16 protein-coding genes are annotated in these 17,155 nt (G+C 43.5%); all 16 read right to left on the reverse strand.

Going from position 1 to position 17,155, the window contains the following annotated elements; translation table 11 throughout:
* Nucleotides 1–55: 55 nt before the first annotated feature.
* Nucleotides 56–547, reverse strand: a complete 492-nt coding sequence (locus tag EJP82_RS09000) for a YajQ family cyclic di-GMP-binding protein (protein WP_127191721.1) — start codon at nt 545–547, stop codon at nt 56–58.
* Nucleotides 548–743: 196 nt separating this feature from the next.
* The gene (locus EJP82_RS27945; RefSeq protein ID WP_170220163.1) at nt 744–911 is read right to left on the reverse strand and encodes a hypothetical protein; all 168 of its coding nucleotides are present in this window, start codon (nt 909–911) and stop codon (nt 744–746) included.
* A gap of 82 nt (nt 912–993) precedes the next feature.
* Nucleotides 994–1,971 (reverse strand): helix-turn-helix domain-containing protein, encoded by a 978-nt coding sequence (locus tag EJP82_RS09005; protein WP_127191722.1) that lies wholly within the window; start codon nt 1,969–1,971, stop codon nt 994–996.
* A gap of 70 nt (nt 1,972–2,041) precedes the next feature.
* On the reverse strand, nt 2,042–2,812 hold the full coding sequence (locus EJP82_RS09010; protein ID WP_127191935.1) for a DUF3388 domain-containing protein: 771 nt from the start codon (nt 2,810–2,812) through the stop codon (nt 2,042–2,044).
* A 212-nt stretch (nt 2,813–3,024) separates the two neighbouring features.
* The gene (locus EJP82_RS09015; protein ID WP_127191936.1) at nt 3,025–3,279 is read right to left on the reverse strand and encodes a DUF3243 domain-containing protein; all 255 of its coding nucleotides are present in this window, start codon (nt 3,277–3,279) and stop codon (nt 3,025–3,027) included.
* A 126-nt stretch (nt 3,280–3,405) separates the two neighbouring features.
* Complete coding sequence (ymfI, locus tag EJP82_RS09020) at nt 3,406–4,173, reverse strand: elongation factor P 5-aminopentanone reductase (protein ID WP_127191723.1); 768 nt, start codon at nt 4,171–4,173, stop codon at nt 3,406–3,408.
* Nucleotide 4,174: 1 nt separating this feature from the next.
* Nucleotides 4,175–5,455, reverse strand: a complete 1,281-nt coding sequence (gene yfmH, locus EJP82_RS09025; protein WP_127191724.1) for an EF-P 5-aminopentanol modification-associated protein YfmH — start codon at nt 5,453–5,455, stop codon at nt 4,175–4,177.
* Between the two features lie 3 nt (nt 5,456–5,458).
* Nucleotides 5,459–6,739, reverse strand: coding sequence for an EF-P 5-aminopentanol modification-associated protein YfmF (yfmF, locus tag EJP82_RS09030; RefSeq protein WP_127191725.1), 1,281 nt, complete (start codon nt 6,737–6,739; stop codon nt 5,459–5,461).
* A 172-nt stretch (nt 6,740–6,911) separates the two neighbouring features.
* Complete coding sequence (sleB, locus tag EJP82_RS09035) at nt 6,912–7,748, reverse strand: spore cortex-lytic enzyme (protein ID WP_127191726.1); 837 nt, start codon at nt 7,746–7,748, stop codon at nt 6,912–6,914.
* Between the two features lie 170 nt (nt 7,749–7,918).
* Complete coding sequence (locus EJP82_RS09040; RefSeq protein WP_170220169.1) at nt 7,919–10,528, reverse strand: FtsK/SpoIIIE family DNA translocase; 2,610 nt, start codon at nt 10,526–10,528, stop codon at nt 7,919–7,921.
* A 129-nt stretch (nt 10,529–10,657) separates the two neighbouring features.
* Nucleotides 10,658–10,891, reverse strand: coding sequence for a YlzJ-like family protein (locus EJP82_RS09045; protein WP_127191728.1), 234 nt, complete (start codon nt 10,889–10,891; stop codon nt 10,658–10,660).
* Nucleotides 10,888–11,652, reverse strand: a complete 765-nt coding sequence (locus EJP82_RS09050) for a ClpP family protease (protein ID WP_127191729.1) — start codon at nt 11,650–11,652, stop codon at nt 10,888–10,890. The genes EJP82_RS09045 and EJP82_RS09050 overlap by 4 nt, the downstream gene beginning before the upstream one ends.
* A gap of 297 nt (nt 11,653–11,949) precedes the next feature.
* The gene (locus EJP82_RS09055; RefSeq protein WP_127191730.1) at nt 11,950–13,629 is read right to left on the reverse strand and encodes a ribonuclease J; all 1,680 of its coding nucleotides are present in this window, start codon (nt 13,627–13,629) and stop codon (nt 11,950–11,952) included.
* Between the two features lie 231 nt (nt 13,630–13,860).
* Nucleotides 13,861–14,736 (reverse strand): 4-hydroxy-tetrahydrodipicolinate synthase, encoded by an 876-nt coding sequence (dapA, locus tag EJP82_RS09060; RefSeq protein WP_127191731.1) that lies wholly within the window; start codon nt 14,734–14,736, stop codon nt 13,861–13,863.
* Nucleotides 14,737–14,810: 74 nt separating this feature from the next.
* The gene (gene dapG / locus EJP82_RS09065) at nt 14,811–16,034 is read right to left on the reverse strand and encodes an aspartate kinase (RefSeq protein WP_127191732.1); all 1,224 of its coding nucleotides are present in this window, start codon (nt 16,032–16,034) and stop codon (nt 14,811–14,813) included.
* Nucleotides 16,035–16,119: 85 nt separating this feature from the next.
* A complete protein-coding gene (locus EJP82_RS09070) occupies nt 16,120–17,154 on the reverse strand; it encodes an aspartate-semialdehyde dehydrogenase (protein WP_127191733.1) in 1,035 nt (344 codons plus the stop codon).
* Between the last annotated feature and the right edge of the window lies 1 nt (nt 17,155).

Consider the following 17,155-nt stretch of genomic DNA (forward strand, 5'->3'; position numbering starts at 1 on the left):
AGAAAGGTCCCTCGCAAAGTGTTCTACGCCGCGGGAGACCAAACCTAATACTAAACTATTTAAAGTTGTTGAACTGCAAATCAACTGACAAATCAGCTTTACGAAGTAACTGCATAATTTCTTGCAGGTCGTCTTTACTTTTACCGGTTACCCGGATGGAATCACCTTGAATCTGACTTTTGACTTTCAGCTTTGAATCGCGAATTAGAATGTTAATTTTCTTCGCATTCTCCTGATCGATACCTGTCTTCAAGTTGATACGCTGGCGCACAGAACCTAGAGATGCCGGTTCGATTTTGCCATAGTCCAAATTTTTAATCGGCAATCCCCGTTTGATCATTTTAGACTGCAAAATGTCGATAACTGCATTCAATTTGTATTCATCATCTGAGGTGATAACCAATACATCTTTTTCGATCTTAAGTTCACTTTTACTGCCTTTGAAGTCAAATCGATTAGCGATTTCTCGTTCCGTCTGATCAATAGCATTAGCTAATTCCTGCATATCCATTTTTGAAACGATATCATATGAGCTTTCTGATGCCATACTTCACAATCCCTTCCTTATTCCTATATACATTAATTATATGACGGATGGTCAAGCCCTGTCCACTTAGCTTGATCTCTAATTCATTAATAAGCTAACTCCAATGGACGATAGACGACAAGAGTTCAGACCCAAATAAATAAAAACAGGCGTTCAGTGAATAACTTACTGTAACGCCTGCTTAATATTGTTTTAGTTATTTTCTCCTCTGCCGTTCTGGGCTACGGAACATATCCAGGATACCAAGTACAACATGAGCTAAACCGAATCCAAGAATACCGTAGCCCCAAGCACCAGGGGTCAAATAATACCCAATAAGGGAAACAACAATTCCCACAACGGTAACAATCCAACTAATTGTCATGGATTAAACACCTCACCTTTAAGAAGGATTCACTTGCTGGTACCTTTACCTGCAAATTTATCCTTTCCTAAAGGATGTGTCCTTATTCTACGGTATCATTCGCGCTTGTATCATCAGCGCTTGTATCTTCACCCATATCCAGATTCAATTGTATTTTCGACGTATTCTTACCGTCTTCAACTACCACTCCAGCAACTGTGATCGTAGTATAAGGAGAAGCACCTGACTTAATATACAACCCTTCAGGTCCCAGCTCATAGGTCTTAACATCCCCATCGGCCGTAGTATCAAAGAACAGCTTCTCACCATTCTTGTCTCCTTTACGGATGTCCATCCAACTCCGACCTGTCGCAGTAATGACTACTTGTACTGGTTGACCATTCGAATTCTGAACTTTGAACTTAGTTGTACTTCCTTCCGTTCCATCGGGAACAACAACTATGTCTACTGGCGATTCTGGAGGAGTATCACCTTCGCCTTCGGTTCCCTCAGTTCCATTTCCCGAATTCCCCGGAGTATCTGTACCATCACCATTACCAGCATTGCCCGTTCCATTCTGCCCGTTTCCATTGGAAGGGGTGTTCGTGTTATCAACTTTCGTTGGGTCTTGTTGATCTTGAGTAAGCTTCGTAGGGTCCGTTTGCTGGTCTTTCCCCGCATCTTTTGAATTACTGCCATACGAAAAGTACAAATAAATCACAACAAGGATCAAGACAGCAAAAGACCACATCAATGTAGTCGATAACCACTTAGAATTGCGTTCCGATGCCACCCTACTACGCCGTTTCTGAATCACAGGTTCCATCGTTTGCTGCTCCGACGCTGTAGCCGGAACGTGCTGGCTATGTTCGGCAAGCAATTCATCAGGATCAATCCCTACAGCTTCAGCATAAGTTTTGATAAAGGCCCGTACATAAAAGCTCCCTGGTAATACTTTGTAATCTCCTGCCTCGATGGCTTCCAAATATCTCTTGCGAATTTTTGTTACTTCCTGAACATCGTCGAGCGACAAGCCTTTGGCAAGGCGTGCTTCTTTCAATTGCTGGCCCAAATCCGACACAACCATCACCTCCAGTAAATAATTTATATGGGTACTACCCTATATTTTGGTCAAAGAAACTCTAAAAAACCTATAAATCTTCATCACCATACATTGTTGTGAACGAATCATATACGATTTGTTCATCGGGATTGTTACGTAATTCGATAATTATGTCAAAATCGTCATATCCGTATTCTGTTTCCTTGATAAATACATCAGGATGCTCGATTACTTTAGTTGAGGGCATAGCCATCATCTCTTGAAGCAATTGATGGTGTTTTTCATTGGTGCGTAGTGTACTAATAATACCGTCTATAATAAAAACATTATTAGGGCTGAGCTCATCCTCAGATAATTGACTACGGACTGTCTGCCGAAGCAGAGTCGATGATACGAACGTCCAACGTTTCATGGCGCAGACGCTTCCTGCAATAATGGATTCCGTTTTGCCAACTCGGGGCATACCTCGTAATCCAATTACTTGATGACCCTCTCTCTTTAATACTTCACCCAAAAAGTCGACTAATAACCCAAGTTCGTCTCTCGTGAACCGAAATGTCTTATCATCATCAGAATCGCGAACTATATAACGTCCATGCCGTACAGCTAAAAGATCGACCAATCGTGGACTACGCAAAGCGGTTACGGTAATGCTATCCACCTTTCCCAACATATTGCCGATCAGAGCGATCTTCTCATCATCATCGCTTTCAATCAGCATACCACGAGTCTCACCTTCAACACCGTTAATTGTTAAGATATTAATTTCAAGCATACCAAGCATCGAAGCAATATCACCGAGCAAACCTGGACGGTTTTTATGTATCTTATATTCCAAGTACCACTGTTTCTGTTTCAACATGAACACCTTCTTTAGATCCTACTGCCTCTTTCGACAATTTAGGACTTATTTCCTGCTTAATTTTTAAAATAGCCTACATCTTTACTCCCAAAATGCAGTATTAAAAAAGCAATTCGTATTTTATGATATATAAAAAGAAATTGAAAGGCAAGCCACAGAAAAAAATGGGAGAAAAGCCCCCCTAAATAGGGGAGCTTTTCGGCGCCAAGCTATGCGTTTTTCTTCGCCAACTTCACCATTAAACGAGCAATGGTTTTACGCTCTTCTTCATCGCCTACATCCCAAATTTCCTTCAGGGCACGGTTTGAAGAATTTTGCGGATCGACTTTCTCATCAAGGAAACCACCAATCTCATAGGCAAGATTAGCGATAACCTCTTCGCTGAGACCTGCTTTCTCCGCACTCTTAACACGTTCACCTAAGAAATTTTTCCAGGTATCGAAATTTTTGAGTACTGTTGACATCATTAAATCCTCCTTCGCTTGGCTCATGAGATTTAAAATCAACAGTTGTAATATGTGATTTTTCCGATAACCTTATACTTAGAAAGAGCCATCTGCTCCTGACCAATTATTTCTTGGACTCTTTAGTCAGGTCATCCAGCCTCCGTTTGGACTAATGATCTGTCCCGTGATATAACCCGATTCCGGCAAAGCCAGAAAATAAACTAGCGAAGATATCTCTTCGGGCGCAGCAAGTCGTCCCACTGGAATTTCTTCTTCAAGGAGTCTAAGTTCCTCATCGGTAAACCGACTCATCATATCTGTCTTCACTGCACCAGGAGCCACTGCATTAACTGTAACCCCGGAAGGAGCCAATTCTTTAGCCAACGCTTTCGTAAATGCATTTACGCCACCTTTAGCAGCCGAATAAACGGCTTCACACGAGCCACCAGATATTCCCCAAACTGAGGACACATTAATAATCCGGCCAAACCGTTGTTGAATCATATACGGCATAAAAGCTTGACTACATAGGAAAACACTCTTCAAATTAACATCCATCACTTCATCCCACTGCTCTTCATCTACATCAGAGAGCAGTCCATAATGTGAAATCCCTGCATTATTCACCACAATATCAGGTCGCATACCGTGGGTGTCCAGTCTCTCTTTCATCCGCATAATTTGCTCTTTACTTCTTAGGTCTGCGGTTACTGTATACACTTTAGCCCCTAAATCCATGCACTTACGTGCCACTTCATTAGCGGCTTCATGTGAGTTCAAATAATGAATAACAATGTTCATGCCAACCGCGGCAAATCTTAGTGCCACCTGAGCTCCTATTCCCCGACTCGCTCCGGTAATCAGAACGGTCATTTCACCAATTTCCTTCTCAACCCCATGATGTATTGTCATTTTAAGGACTCACCACAAGTGAAACTGCTAACTGCTCCCAATCAATATGATCTCGTAGCCGAGCATTCACTTCTTCCAGCGTTAAAGATTCATAAATCGCAAGTATGGAGAACAGATCTCCCCCGCGAAAGCGGTATTTCGTGAATTCGTGAGCGATATTCTCCGGTGAGTTGAGCATTCTTAAGTACCCGCCAATTTTCTTCTTCCGAGTCCGTTCGAAGTCCTCCTCCTTGAAGCCAGAAGCAGTCATAGCCTTCACTTCTTCGGTGATGATCTTCAATAGGGCATCAGGATCCTTGGTATCTCCCCCAATAGCTGAGAATCCATAATTCGGATCACTGTTGTATTCATGCCCGAAACTGTCGGAAATCAAATCCATGTCATATAACTTCTGATACAGCTTAGTGCTAGAACCAAACAACAAATCCAGCGCCAGTTTTGTAGTTAAATCGCGCCGGATCAATGCTTCACCTGTCAGCCCAATCTGCTTATCCTTGAAACCGAATAGACATTTAGGTAACGAGACTGGAAGTTTGATTTCACGCAATTTCTCATGAACCTTTGTAGGTTCTTGCTGGAACAATCGCTTGATAGCACCTTGTGGCGTATATTTCTTACTCGACTGATTTTTACGAACCAGTTCAAATACTTCCTCGGCATCTACACCCCCCACTACAAAGAGCAGCATATTGCTGGGATGATAGAACGAGTTATAACATGTATATAAAGTTTCTTTGGTAATGGTCGCAATAGATTCCACCGTTCCGGCAATATCGATATGAACAGGATGGAGCTCATACATCGCTTCGATTAACCCAAAATAAACTCTCCAATCCGGATTATCTCGATACATTCCGATTTCCTGACCAATAATCCCCTTTTCTTTCTCCACATTCTGATCCGTAAAATACGGATTCTGCACAAAATCAATCAGGGTCTCTAGATTTGCCGGAATATTCTCCGTAGCGGAGAACAGATACACGGTTTGGTCGAAGCTCGTGAAAGCATTCGCAGAGGCACCTTGTGAGGCAAACTTAGCAAACACATCACCTTCCGGCTCCTCAAACATCTTATGTTCTAGAAAATGAGCAATGCCATCAGGTACGGAAACTTCTTCCTCGCCCTCCACCTGAAAATGATTGTCAGTCGAGCCGTATTTCGTAGAAAAAGTGGCATATGTCTTCTGAAACCCTGGTTTCGGAAGCACATAAACCTGAAGGCCATTCTCCATTGTCTCATGATATAGAGATTCCTGTAATGCATCATATTTGATGACTTCCACCAGCTACACCTCTCTCTTCCCAGTCAAAAAGTAAATGGTATCCAAATGGAATTCTCCAGCCACAGCAACAACATCTTCTGGAGTAACCCGCTCCACTTGATTTAACAATTCTTCCGCTGGACGGTCCTTGTTAGATAGGACACGATTGAAATCGTAAGCAATCATTTCGAACGCAGAATCCCCAATCTCCAGCAAACTATTGCGGATCATCGCTTTTGTTTGGGACATTTCAAGCTCACTAATTTCGCCGCTGCGCATACTCTCAAGTTGCGCTTTGATAATATCTAGCGCTTTAGTATAGTTCTCCATCTCTATTCCAGATTGAATCGTCATGATGCCTTTATGCCCGTCAAACCGCGAAGAAGCATAATAAGCGAGACTTTCCTTCTCTCGAACGTTAATGAACAGCTTAGAGTGAGGGTAACTTCCAAGAATACCGTTATACAACAAGGCAGCGGCATATCGATCGTCACCATAAGTAATCGGTGTGCGCAGGCCAAGGTTGAGCTTACCCTGGTTGACATCAAGGACCTCTTCCACCGTTTGAACTTCTCTAGCTGTGACATCATTAACTACCCGGGCATAGTCTGGCGTAGTAGAACGATTCAGATTGAACTTTGTTTCCACCAGTTCCTGCACTTCAGCTAGCGTTGTATCACCAACAACGTATAGATCTAAACTTGCCTGCTGTAACCATTGTTGATATGCCACATACAGTAGCTCCGATGAAATTCCTTCAAGCTCTTTACGCTGCCCTAGCGGATGAAGCCTATAAGGATCATTCTTGAACATTTCCTCAATACAGCGCTCAGCTGCATAACGTATCTTATCATTTATGATCGATTCTAATTTTTGGCGCACGGTTTCCTTCTCTGTTGCCACATATGAGTGGCGGAATGCACCATTTTCAGTTACAGGTTTAGTTACGACTTCACCTAAAAAGGAAATTGTCTTTTCGAGCATGGATTCCTCGCTCTTAACAAACGAGTCATTAATGGTGTCCATTCTAAACTGAACGATTTGATAATCTCCCCGCTTATACACGTCGAAGCCAAAACCTGCGCCATATAAATGCTCAAGTTGCTCTTTAAACTCAATCGTCTCTGGATGGGACTCTGTTCCACGTCGAAGCACAAACGGTGTTAGGGCGGTAGTTGTAACCGTATCCTCATGTAGCGGGATTCCCGCAAACAGTGAGATAGCGAAGGTTTTGAATCTGTTAGTTGGCAGGACGTGAATCCGAATATGACCTGCACTGCCACGCTCAAATCGTGTTTTATTCAAACTCAAAACTCCTTTACGAGAGACTGATATTACACTCTATTGTTAAAATTGTAGTTCCATTCTATACCATCCCAAAGTAAAGAAGCAACCTGATGAAACCAGCGGCTGCTTCCTGTCAAACGGTATTTATAGACAGATTGTCAGCCCAAGTGCGACAGGGCGGCATAATCTGTCACATACAAAAGATATGTTTCCCGATGGTCTTCAACTGTGGACGAGTCCAAATCCATTTGGATGTAGCTGTTTCGGGATTAAAATAGTACAAACATCCCTCTGACGGATCCCAACCGTTCAAAGCTTGTTGAACAGCCTTTCTTGCACTTTCATTTGGCTCAAGATATATTTGCCCATCTGCTACTGCCGTAAATGCACCCGGCTGAAAAATAACGCCAGAAGCGGTATTCGGAAAGCTTGGTGACTTAACGCGGTTGAGAATAACAGCGGCAACTGCAACCTGACCTTCAAATGGCTCCCCGCGTGCTTCCCCGTATACAGCATTGGCCATGATCTTCAAATCATTTTCGGAAAGTCCATGTCGATTGGATTGAGCCAATTGTGACTCTTTCTTTGTTTCTGTCTTGGCTGGAGTTTTGGCCGGTTGTTTAGCTGTTGTTCCCGTGTTAGTTTGCCCCCACTTCCAATCCTTTGTAGCATTATAAAGCTTAAGTTTAGTCTTCGGTCCAGCTAAGCCGTCAACCTTCATTCCAAACTCGGATTGGAACCATTTGAGTGAATCACGAGTTTTCGAACCGAAAATACTGTCTAACTTACCGTAATAAAAACCGAGATAAGACAGTCGGCCCTGAAGTTCATATACATCATCACCAAACGCTCCATAAGTGATGACTTGAGAACTGAATACCGGAATAGCTGGTGGTGAGGGTTCAGCAGCTTTTTCTTCTATTGCCGACGTTACTTCGGTAGTTTGCCGGAGTCCCACAAGCCCGTATACAAGTCCGAATAGAAGCAGCACTAAACCGCCAGCAAACCAAATTTTCGCTTTTTTCATACGTTTAGCTCTACCTTTCTTTTGTGGATTAACATGAATGGTTGACTTTAGTATGACAAGCGTTGCCTCTTCCTATGCACTACGCAAAGACAAAAAAAAGAGGTTGTCCTAAAGCCATATCCACGGCTTTTAGACAACCTCATACAACTATTATAACCCATATCCATACTTCAGGAAGAGATCCTACCCATCTTGTATTGTTCAATGGAGATCAGAACTTCTCTTGGCTTACTGCCCTCGTAAGGGCCTACGATACCTCTGGCCTCCATCGAATCGATCAGCCTGCCAGCACGAGTATAACCCACACGCATCCGACGCTGTAACAGTGAGACAGAGGCTTGCTTAGCCTCCAATATGATCTGAACCGCCTGATCGTACAGCTCGTCCATCACTTCTTCTTCTCCCTGAACCTCATCCTCCACTTCAGGAACAAGGCTTTCATCATACTCGGCTTGTCCTTGACCACGGACATAACCCACGATGGCCTCCACTTCCTGATCGCTCATAAACGCTCCTTGAACACGAACAGGCTTGGATGCGCCCATTGGCATGAACAACATATCACCTCGACCCAGTAGTTTCTCAGCGCCAGCCATATCAAGAATAGTGCGTGAATCAACTTGAGATGATACACCAAACGCAATCCGTGAAGGAATGTTTGCTTTGATCACGCCGGTAATAACATCAACTGAAGGACGCTGCGTCGCAATAATCAAATGAATACCCGCAGCCCGGGCCATTTGAGCGAGACGGGCAATTGCATCCTCCACATCTTTAGCAGCGACCATCATTAAGTCTGCTAACTCGTCCACAATAACGACAATATACGGAAGTACAGCATCAGGGTTATCCTTCATCATCAAGTTATACCCTTCAACATTCCGTGCTCCTGATTTAGAGAATAACTCGTAACGTTTCTCCATCTCAACAACGATTTTCTTTAATGCCAACGAGGCTCGTCTTGGATCTGTGACCACAGGCGCTAGCAAATGGGGAATCCCATTGTACATATTCAACTCGACCATTTTCGGATCGACCATCAGAAATTTCACTTCGTTAGGTTTTGCTTTATACAGAATGCTCGTGATAATACCATTAATACACACCGATTTCCCTGAGCCAGTAGCTCCAGCAACTAGTAGATGGGGCATTTTCGTTAGGTTGCCTACGATTGTCGCTCCTGATATGTCGCGTCCAAATGCAATAGACAGCTTGGATTCCGCCTCCAAGAATGTAGATGTCTCCATAACTTCACGCATAGTTACAAGTGACACCTCACTATTGGGTACTTCAATACCAATAGCTGATTTACCTGGAATTGGCGCCTCCATACGAATATCTTTAGCAGCCAAAGCCAGAGCAATATCGTCAGTTAAATTCACGATCCGACTAACCTTAACTCCGATATCAGGTTGGATTTCATAACGCGTTACCGCGGGGCCTCGCACTACTTCGAGTACACGAGCTCTTACACCAAAGCTCTCTAGTGTAGCTTCCAACTTACGTGCTGTCTGCATGTAGTCAGCTTGATCTCCCGATTTTGAGGCACCTGCAGGCTTAGAGAGTAATCGAAAAGAAGGAAGTTGGTACGGCTTTGGAGCCGGTTTAGGTGGAAGTACAACTGCTTCTACGACATCTTCCGTTGGCACTGGAGATGAGGTTTCCCCATCTTCTTGCACAGTATCGATGGCTTCTGTATCCGGACTCAGACTAGCACTCTCTTCGGTTTGAACATTCCAGACCTGTTGCCCATCTGTTTGTTCATCAAGTTCAAATTCATCCTTGCTGAACCCATTTTCTTTTTGAATATTATCAAAGAAGTCACGGATGATCGGTCCCGTATCTCCTCCCGTACTATTAAGATTAGCATGAGGATCGTTCTGCAAATTCCCGGACATACCCGTTCCAGCATATTGTAGGTCATTCCAATTAATAGTACTGGGTGGACCCTGCTCAATAATGTCACTTACTTGCGGTTCTGTCTCGTTCAGAACAGCGGGAACAGCGGGTTCCGTTTGTACAGGATTAGAACGTCCCTTAAATCCAAGCAACTGGAAAAACAATGGCTTTTTCGCCACTCTTGGAACAGGCTCATTATCCTCTTCTTCGATGTCATCATCGGTCACTATTGGGACGGGCTTCATTACGCGTTGATTCTTCTTAGCTGGTACGGGCACAGGACGAAGCATTCGTATTTTCTTACCAACCTGTTCAGCGAATACACCAACTCTAGTGCGTAATAGGGTAAATAACTCTACGTATGATAGCCCTGTGATCAGCATAAAACTAATGGCCAACATAACGATCATGATTAACTTAGCACCAGCTATACCGAACAGGGAATAGAGCAAAGCAAACTCTAATCCACCTATGTATCCACCGCTGATATTCATATTAAGGAGATCAAATCCAGCGTCTCCCATTCCAGGTCCAAAGAGCGATCCCTGCAAATCCCGATGAATTTGCGACAAAATATTACCCGCCGACATCGGAACTGCGGGTACAAGCTTCTGTTGCATGGAAAGAATAGTGCTCATGAGTACAAGTGAAAGCACAGCAAGAAGAGCTCCACTCCGTCTTGTTCCCCAGCGAGATGGCCACTTTCTACTTATCATAACTGCAAGACCAACATAGATTCCAATCAGAGGAATAGCAAAGTAAAACTTACCGAGAACCAGTGCAGACATTTTGGACAAAGTTCTTCCAACCGCTGCTTCCCCGGACAAGGCGATTATCGATAGTGTAATTAGGATGATTCCATAAATTTCATATTTGAGCATACTTCCAAGCTTAGCTCTTTTCTTTTTACGTTTACGCGCTGCCAAAAAGGAACACCCCCCAGATGAATATTATACCATATTTTCTGGGGAGCTTCCTATACTATGATAGATTGATCTACAATCTAATTCTTATCTAAGTAACATCGGAATGTAAGCAATCTGCCCGCCTGGGGCATAAGCCGGATTTAGATAATCATTAAGGCTACTACAGCGCAGCAAACGAACGATTGTCGCACGGTTCCCCCCATCCATTCTAACCTGCATCAGAACTCCTCCTAGTTCGACCTCACTGTACATATAGTTCATTTCCTCATTCTCGTTCTCTCCGTACATCTCCTCAGGTATAATCGTATAATAACTCATTGAATGATCCCCCCAGCATTTGCTCGCCGTGCCTCAATCAGCGAGTTCAGTTTTTTTAGACCTTCACCGATTCCTCCAATTCCGTCAATCAATCCATACTTGACCGCTTCAGTTCCTCCTACTGCAGTGCCGACATCACGGTTTAGCCCACCCATTTTGAACATAAATTCTTTAAACATTTCTTCTGAAATATTCGAATGCATCGTTACAAACCGAACTACTCTCTCCTGCATCTTCTCAATATATTCAAAGGTTTGCGGCACACCGATCACCAGCCCCGTCATACGTATCGGATGAATCGTCATGGTCGCACTCTCCGCAATAAGAGAATAATCTGACGCTACTGCGATCGGTACCCCTATACTATGGCCTCCACCGATCACGACAGTAACCGTTGGCTTGGTCAGAGATGCTATCATTTCAGCAATCGCGAGTCCCGCCTCCACATCCCCTCCAACCGTATTCAGAATGATCATCAGACCCTCAATATTCTGATTCTGCTCCGCCGCAACAAGTTGTGGAAGTAAGTGCTCATATTTCGTCGTTTTGTTCTGCGGAGGCAGTACGATATGCCCTTCAATTTGACCAATAATCGTTAAGCAGTGAATGTTTGATTCACCAGGTGTCGGCACGGCAGTCTGACCTAACTGTTCAATCATATCTGTCACTGGAGGAACTGCTTTCTTATCACTTTCAGGAGTATTAGCCGGTATCTCCCCCTCATTATTCTCACACTGTAACCTAGAATATCTGTTCACCATATTTGCTTCCTCCCGGCCATCCTGGCCCATTTTGATTGTTATAACCATCGCAAATAATAGTATGCCGACAACCTTCCGTCCTCTATGCAACGTTAATCATAAAAAAGGCACAAAAATAACCCCCATATCATGAGGGCTTTCTCTTTAACATATATTCCATTACGTTAAGATTAGCTCCGTAACATAATTTCTTATAAAAAAAGCCTTCTCTCCCACAAGGAACCGTCCAATGTTACCGGTAGGAGAAAAGGCGACTGTGTGCCTAACTTATAATTATATTCTGCTTGCGTTTATTACTTATACTTCCATAATAATTGGAAGAATCATCGGTCTACGACGAGTTTGTTCGTAAAGGAAACGACCAAGTGCATCTTTCACGTTTGTTTTCAGGGAAGCCCATTCATTCACATTCTCACTCATTAGCTTCTCTAAAGTGCTGGATACGATACGATTTGCTTCTTCCAGAAGCCCTTCGGATTCTCTTACATAAACGAACCCTCTAGAAATAATATCCGGACCGGAGACGATTGTACCATCCTGCTTGCTAAGCGTGACAACGACAACTAAGATACCATCTTGTGACAACAATTTGCGGTCACGAAGTACGATATTCCCTACATCGCCAACACCCAAACCATCGATCAATACGTTACCAGCAGGTACTTTGCCAGCTTTGCGTGCAGTACCATTGTCAATTTCAACAACCTCACCGATATCCATCAAGAAGATGTTCTCTGGATCGATCCCTACAGATTGACCTAGTTGCGCATGTTTACGCAGCATACGGTATTCACCGTGAACTGGAATGAAGAATTTAGGTCTCATTAGATTTAGCATTAATTTTAATTCTTCCTGGCTACCATGGCCTGATACATGGACACCCGTATTAGAACCACTATAAATAACCTCTGCTCCGAGGCGGAACAGTTCATCAATAGTACGTCCTACATATTTTTCATTACCTGGTACAGGTGTTGCTGCAATAATTACCGTATCACCAGGTAAAATATCTACTTTGCGATGCGTCGAACGCGCCATACGAGTTAATGCCGACATAGGCTCACCTTGGCTACCTGTGCACAGTATAACAACTCTGTCAGCGGCCATTTTGTTTACTTCTTCTGGCTCAATCAAAATACCTTCTGGTACGTTAAGATATCCTAGTTCTGAAGCGATTGAAACCACATTAACCATACTACGACCGATGATTGTTATCTTTCGACCCGTTGCAAAAGCGGCATCAATTACTTGTTGAACACGGTGAACGTTAGAAGCAAATGTGGCTACAACCACCCGTTGTTGTGCTTTACGGAAAATATCATTAAGCACGATACCTACATTTTTCTCTGAAGGTGTAAATCCAGGTTTCTCAGCGTTGGTACTATCCGAAAGAAGTGCAAGTACTCCCTTTGCGCCGATTTCACCCATACGATGCAAATCAGCATATTGATCATTAACAGGTGTGTGATCAAACTTAAAGTCACCTGTATGCACAACATTACCTTCAGGAGTTTCAATGCAAACACCGACAGAATCAGGAATACTGTGATTTGTTTTGAAGAAAGTAGCCTTCATCGTTGTTCCCAGTTCAATTTCTGAATCAGCATTGATTAGCACCCGTTTTGTTTCGCCGAGCAAATTGGCTTCCTTCAGCTTGCTTTCCACAAGACCTAAAGTCAATTTCGTTCCGTAAACGGGAACATTCAAATTCTTCAGTACATAAGGCAATCCACCAATATGGTCTTCATGACCATGCGTAAGCACGATGCCTCTTACCTTATCGCGGTTCTCCGTCAAGTATGTGATATCAGGAATAACAATATCAATACCAAGCATGTCCTCTTCCGGAAATTTCAAGCCGGAGTCGATGACAACAATATCATTGCCATATTGAACGACATACATGTTCTTCCCAATTTCAGCGACGCCGCCCAATGCAAAGATCATCAATTTTTCATTATTATTTTTTTTGGACAAAAGAATCTAACCCTCCTAATTAATTTGGACGTCGTATAGTTTATTATTATTAAATTTTAATTAAAATTCACCGCACCCAGTCACTTGAAACCATTATACATGATTAATTTGACAAAAAACAAGTCAAACGCTTTCTTGCCGCTTAACTTTAACTTGTTCCATAACGAAAAAACCGATGCCTATAAGGAGGCAACGGTTTTTGGAAGGATGACTTAAATTTGGAATTCCTGCTTATCTCAGCAAGTTACGAATGAAGCTCTCTTCCTCTTCAGTCGGAGGTAAAAGTGGTTGACGAACAGAGCCAACTGAATACCCAAGTTCGTTAAGCGCAAACTTTACAGCAACGGGATTTGGTACTGGATTTGGACATTCGAACAAGCCTTTAAACGTAGGTAACATTTCTTGATGAAGTCTGGCCGCTTCAAGCACACGTCCTTCTATAAATGAAGTAAGCATTTGCTTCATTTTATCACCGATAATATGACTTGCAACGCTAATCACACCGTACGCACCAACCGATAGAGCAGGTAATGTCGCCGAATCATCTCCCGAATACACCTTGAAGCCTTCTGGTGCTTCTGCAGCAATTGTAGCTACCTGTTCCAGTGAAGCACATTCCTTAGTAGCCACGATGTTAGGAATCTGTGCCAATCGAAGAGTTGTAGCTGCGCTCATGCTGATTATGCTACGACTTGGTACATTATAAAGAATAACCGGTAGCGAGGTGGATTGCGCTATTGCTTCAAAATGCCGGTATAAACCTTCTTGATTAGGCTTGTTGTAATAAGGAACAACCAGTAGTACACCATCCACACCCTGCCGCTCTGCTTCCTGGGTTAAGTGGATTGAATGTGCGGTAGCGTTACTTCCTGTACCAGCAATTATTTTGCAACGACCTGCACTGTATTCTACCGCGAATTTAAACAATTCCAACTTTTCTTCATCTCTTAAAGTAGGCGACTCGCCTGTTGTACCACAGACAACTAAGGCATCAGATCTTTGCTCTTCAATCAGATAATCCATTAACCGTTTGGTTCGTTCCCAATCGATGAGTCCTTGATCATCAAAGGGAGTCACCATGGCAGTAATTAATCTTCCGAAATCCATTGCTTCTCCTCCTTCAGCTTCTGCGGACACCCATCTTACCTTGGTAAAACTTCCGCGTCATTTACTTTGTTGAACTAGCAACGCCCAAGTTCAAACTTTGCATGAAGCGCCCGCAGCGCTTGAACCATATCTTCCTTATTAACTAACACCCAAATTGTTGTGTTAGAATCCGCCGACTGTAAGATCTGAACATTTTGCTCTGAAAGGGCTTCGACAATCTTTGCCATAATCCCAGGAACACCGTTAATTCCGCCTCCGATGACGGATACCTTGGCGCATCCTGTTAAGATACGTGGCCCGAGTCCTAGCTGTTCTAGAATAGCTTCAGCCTTAGCCGAATCGGAATCAAATACAGTATAAACGGCTCCCGAAGGGGTAACATTAATAAAATCTACACTGATGTCATTCTCAGCCATAGCTTTAAATACCTTCAGTTGAAGATTGTGCCCAGTTTTACTCTGAGACTCAACCGTAATCTGTGTTACGTTAGCAACGTAAGCAATCCCTGTCACATAACGGTCTACAACTCCAGTCTGAACGTCTTTAAAACCTTCAGGATTCGCTACAAGTGTCCCCTCACTTTCCGAGAACGTAGAACGCACCCGTACCGGAATACCCGATTGCATCGCAATTTCGACAGCGCGGGGATGAATCACCTTAGCCCCCTGATGGGCCATATTGCAAATTTCGGCATAACTTACGTATTCCAAAGGCTGTGCATCTTCAACAATCCTTGGATCAGCCGTTAGTATCCCATTGACATCTGTATATATATCTACCATTTCGGCATGGAGAGCTGCACCCAGCGCAGTAGCAGAAGTATCGCTACCTCCCCGACCGAGAGTCGTGAGGTCACCATCCAAACTTTGACCTTGGAATCCAGTAACAATAACAACATCCTTATGTTCTAGTTCTTCCAAGACTCTGGTAGGTACTATATCTAAAATACGTGCGTTTCCAAATTGTTGATCCGTCCGAAAACCTGCTTGAGCCCCTGTCAAAACAACCGAGGAGATAAGTTCACTCTGCAGTAAGCTGCAGAGTGTAGTTGCCGATATAATTTCACCACAGCTAAGTAATAAATCCTGTTCTCTAGCTGGCAGCGATCCACCACCAGCGGAGATTAAATCGAGTAAAGTATCTGTAGCGTAAGGTTCTCCCTTACGCCCCATCGCCGAAACTACAACCACCAGCCGATAACCGTTCTTAAGTTCTCTTTTGATGTGTGAAATGACATGTCCTCTAGCTTCTTTAGAAGCTAAAGACGTTCCACCGAACTTTTGCACCAAAATGCGCATGGGTATCCTCCCGTTTCATATGCGGAGTAAAGCGTAACTTCATTCCGTTTCCTTAATAAGCCTATAATGTTGAAGTTAGCGTAACTTACGCCTTCGCCGCAATGATCTCCGCGATCTGTACGGCGTTCCATGCAGCGCCTTTGAGCAGATTATCCGAAACGATCCACAAATTAAGTCCACGTGCATTTCCAAGATCACGACGTACCCGCCCTACAAATACATCATTTTTACCTGCTGCATCCGTTGCAAGCGGATAAGCTTGAGCTGCCGGATCGTCTACAAGTGTAATACCAGGTGACTCCGCAAGAAGTTGTTTCACTTCTTCGAGTTCGTAGTCGTTCTTCAGTTCAACGTACACCGATTCAGAGTGACCATATATTACTGGTATGCGTACACAAGTAGCAGTCACAGCAATATCTTCATCTCCAAAAATTTTCTTGGTCTCACGTACCATCTTCATCTCTTCAAGTGTATATCCATTATCCTGGAATTTATCAATTTGCGGAATTGCGTTAAATGCGATTTGGTGCTTCACTGGTAATGACCCAACCGGTAAAATATCCGGGTTAGCATCTCTACCTTCCAATACCTCTTTGCTCTGACGCAACATTTCATTAATTGCTTTAGCACCTGCACCGGATACGGCTTGGTACGTTGACACAATAATACGTGAAATACCGTATGAATCATAAAGCGGCTTCAATGCCGCGACCATTTGAATAGTAGAACAATTCGGATTAGCAATGATACCTTGATGCTTGTCGATTTGATCAGCATTCACTTCAGGTACAACAAGCGGAGCTGTTGGATCCATCCGGAATGCATTCGTGTTATCAATACATACCGCACCATGACGCACAGCATGTGGAGCAAGCTCCTTACTTACATCTCCACCAGCGCTGAATAGTGCAATATCAATACCCTCAAAGCTGTCCGGGCCAGCCTCCTCAACGGTAATTTCCTGTCCCTTAAAGTTAAGAACGGTACCCGCTGAACGTGCCGAAGATAATAACTTCAGCTTATCTACCGGAAAGTCCCTTTTCTCTAATAATCCGATAATTTGTTCTCCTACGGCTCCCGTCGCTCCGACTACAGCGACATTAAATTTCGTCTTGCTCATC

The sequence above is a fragment of the Paenibacillus anaericanus genome (assembly GCF_003994475.1).
Taxonomy (GTDB): domain Bacteria; phylum Bacillota; class Bacilli; order Paenibacillales; family Paenibacillaceae; genus Fontibacillus; species Fontibacillus anaericanus.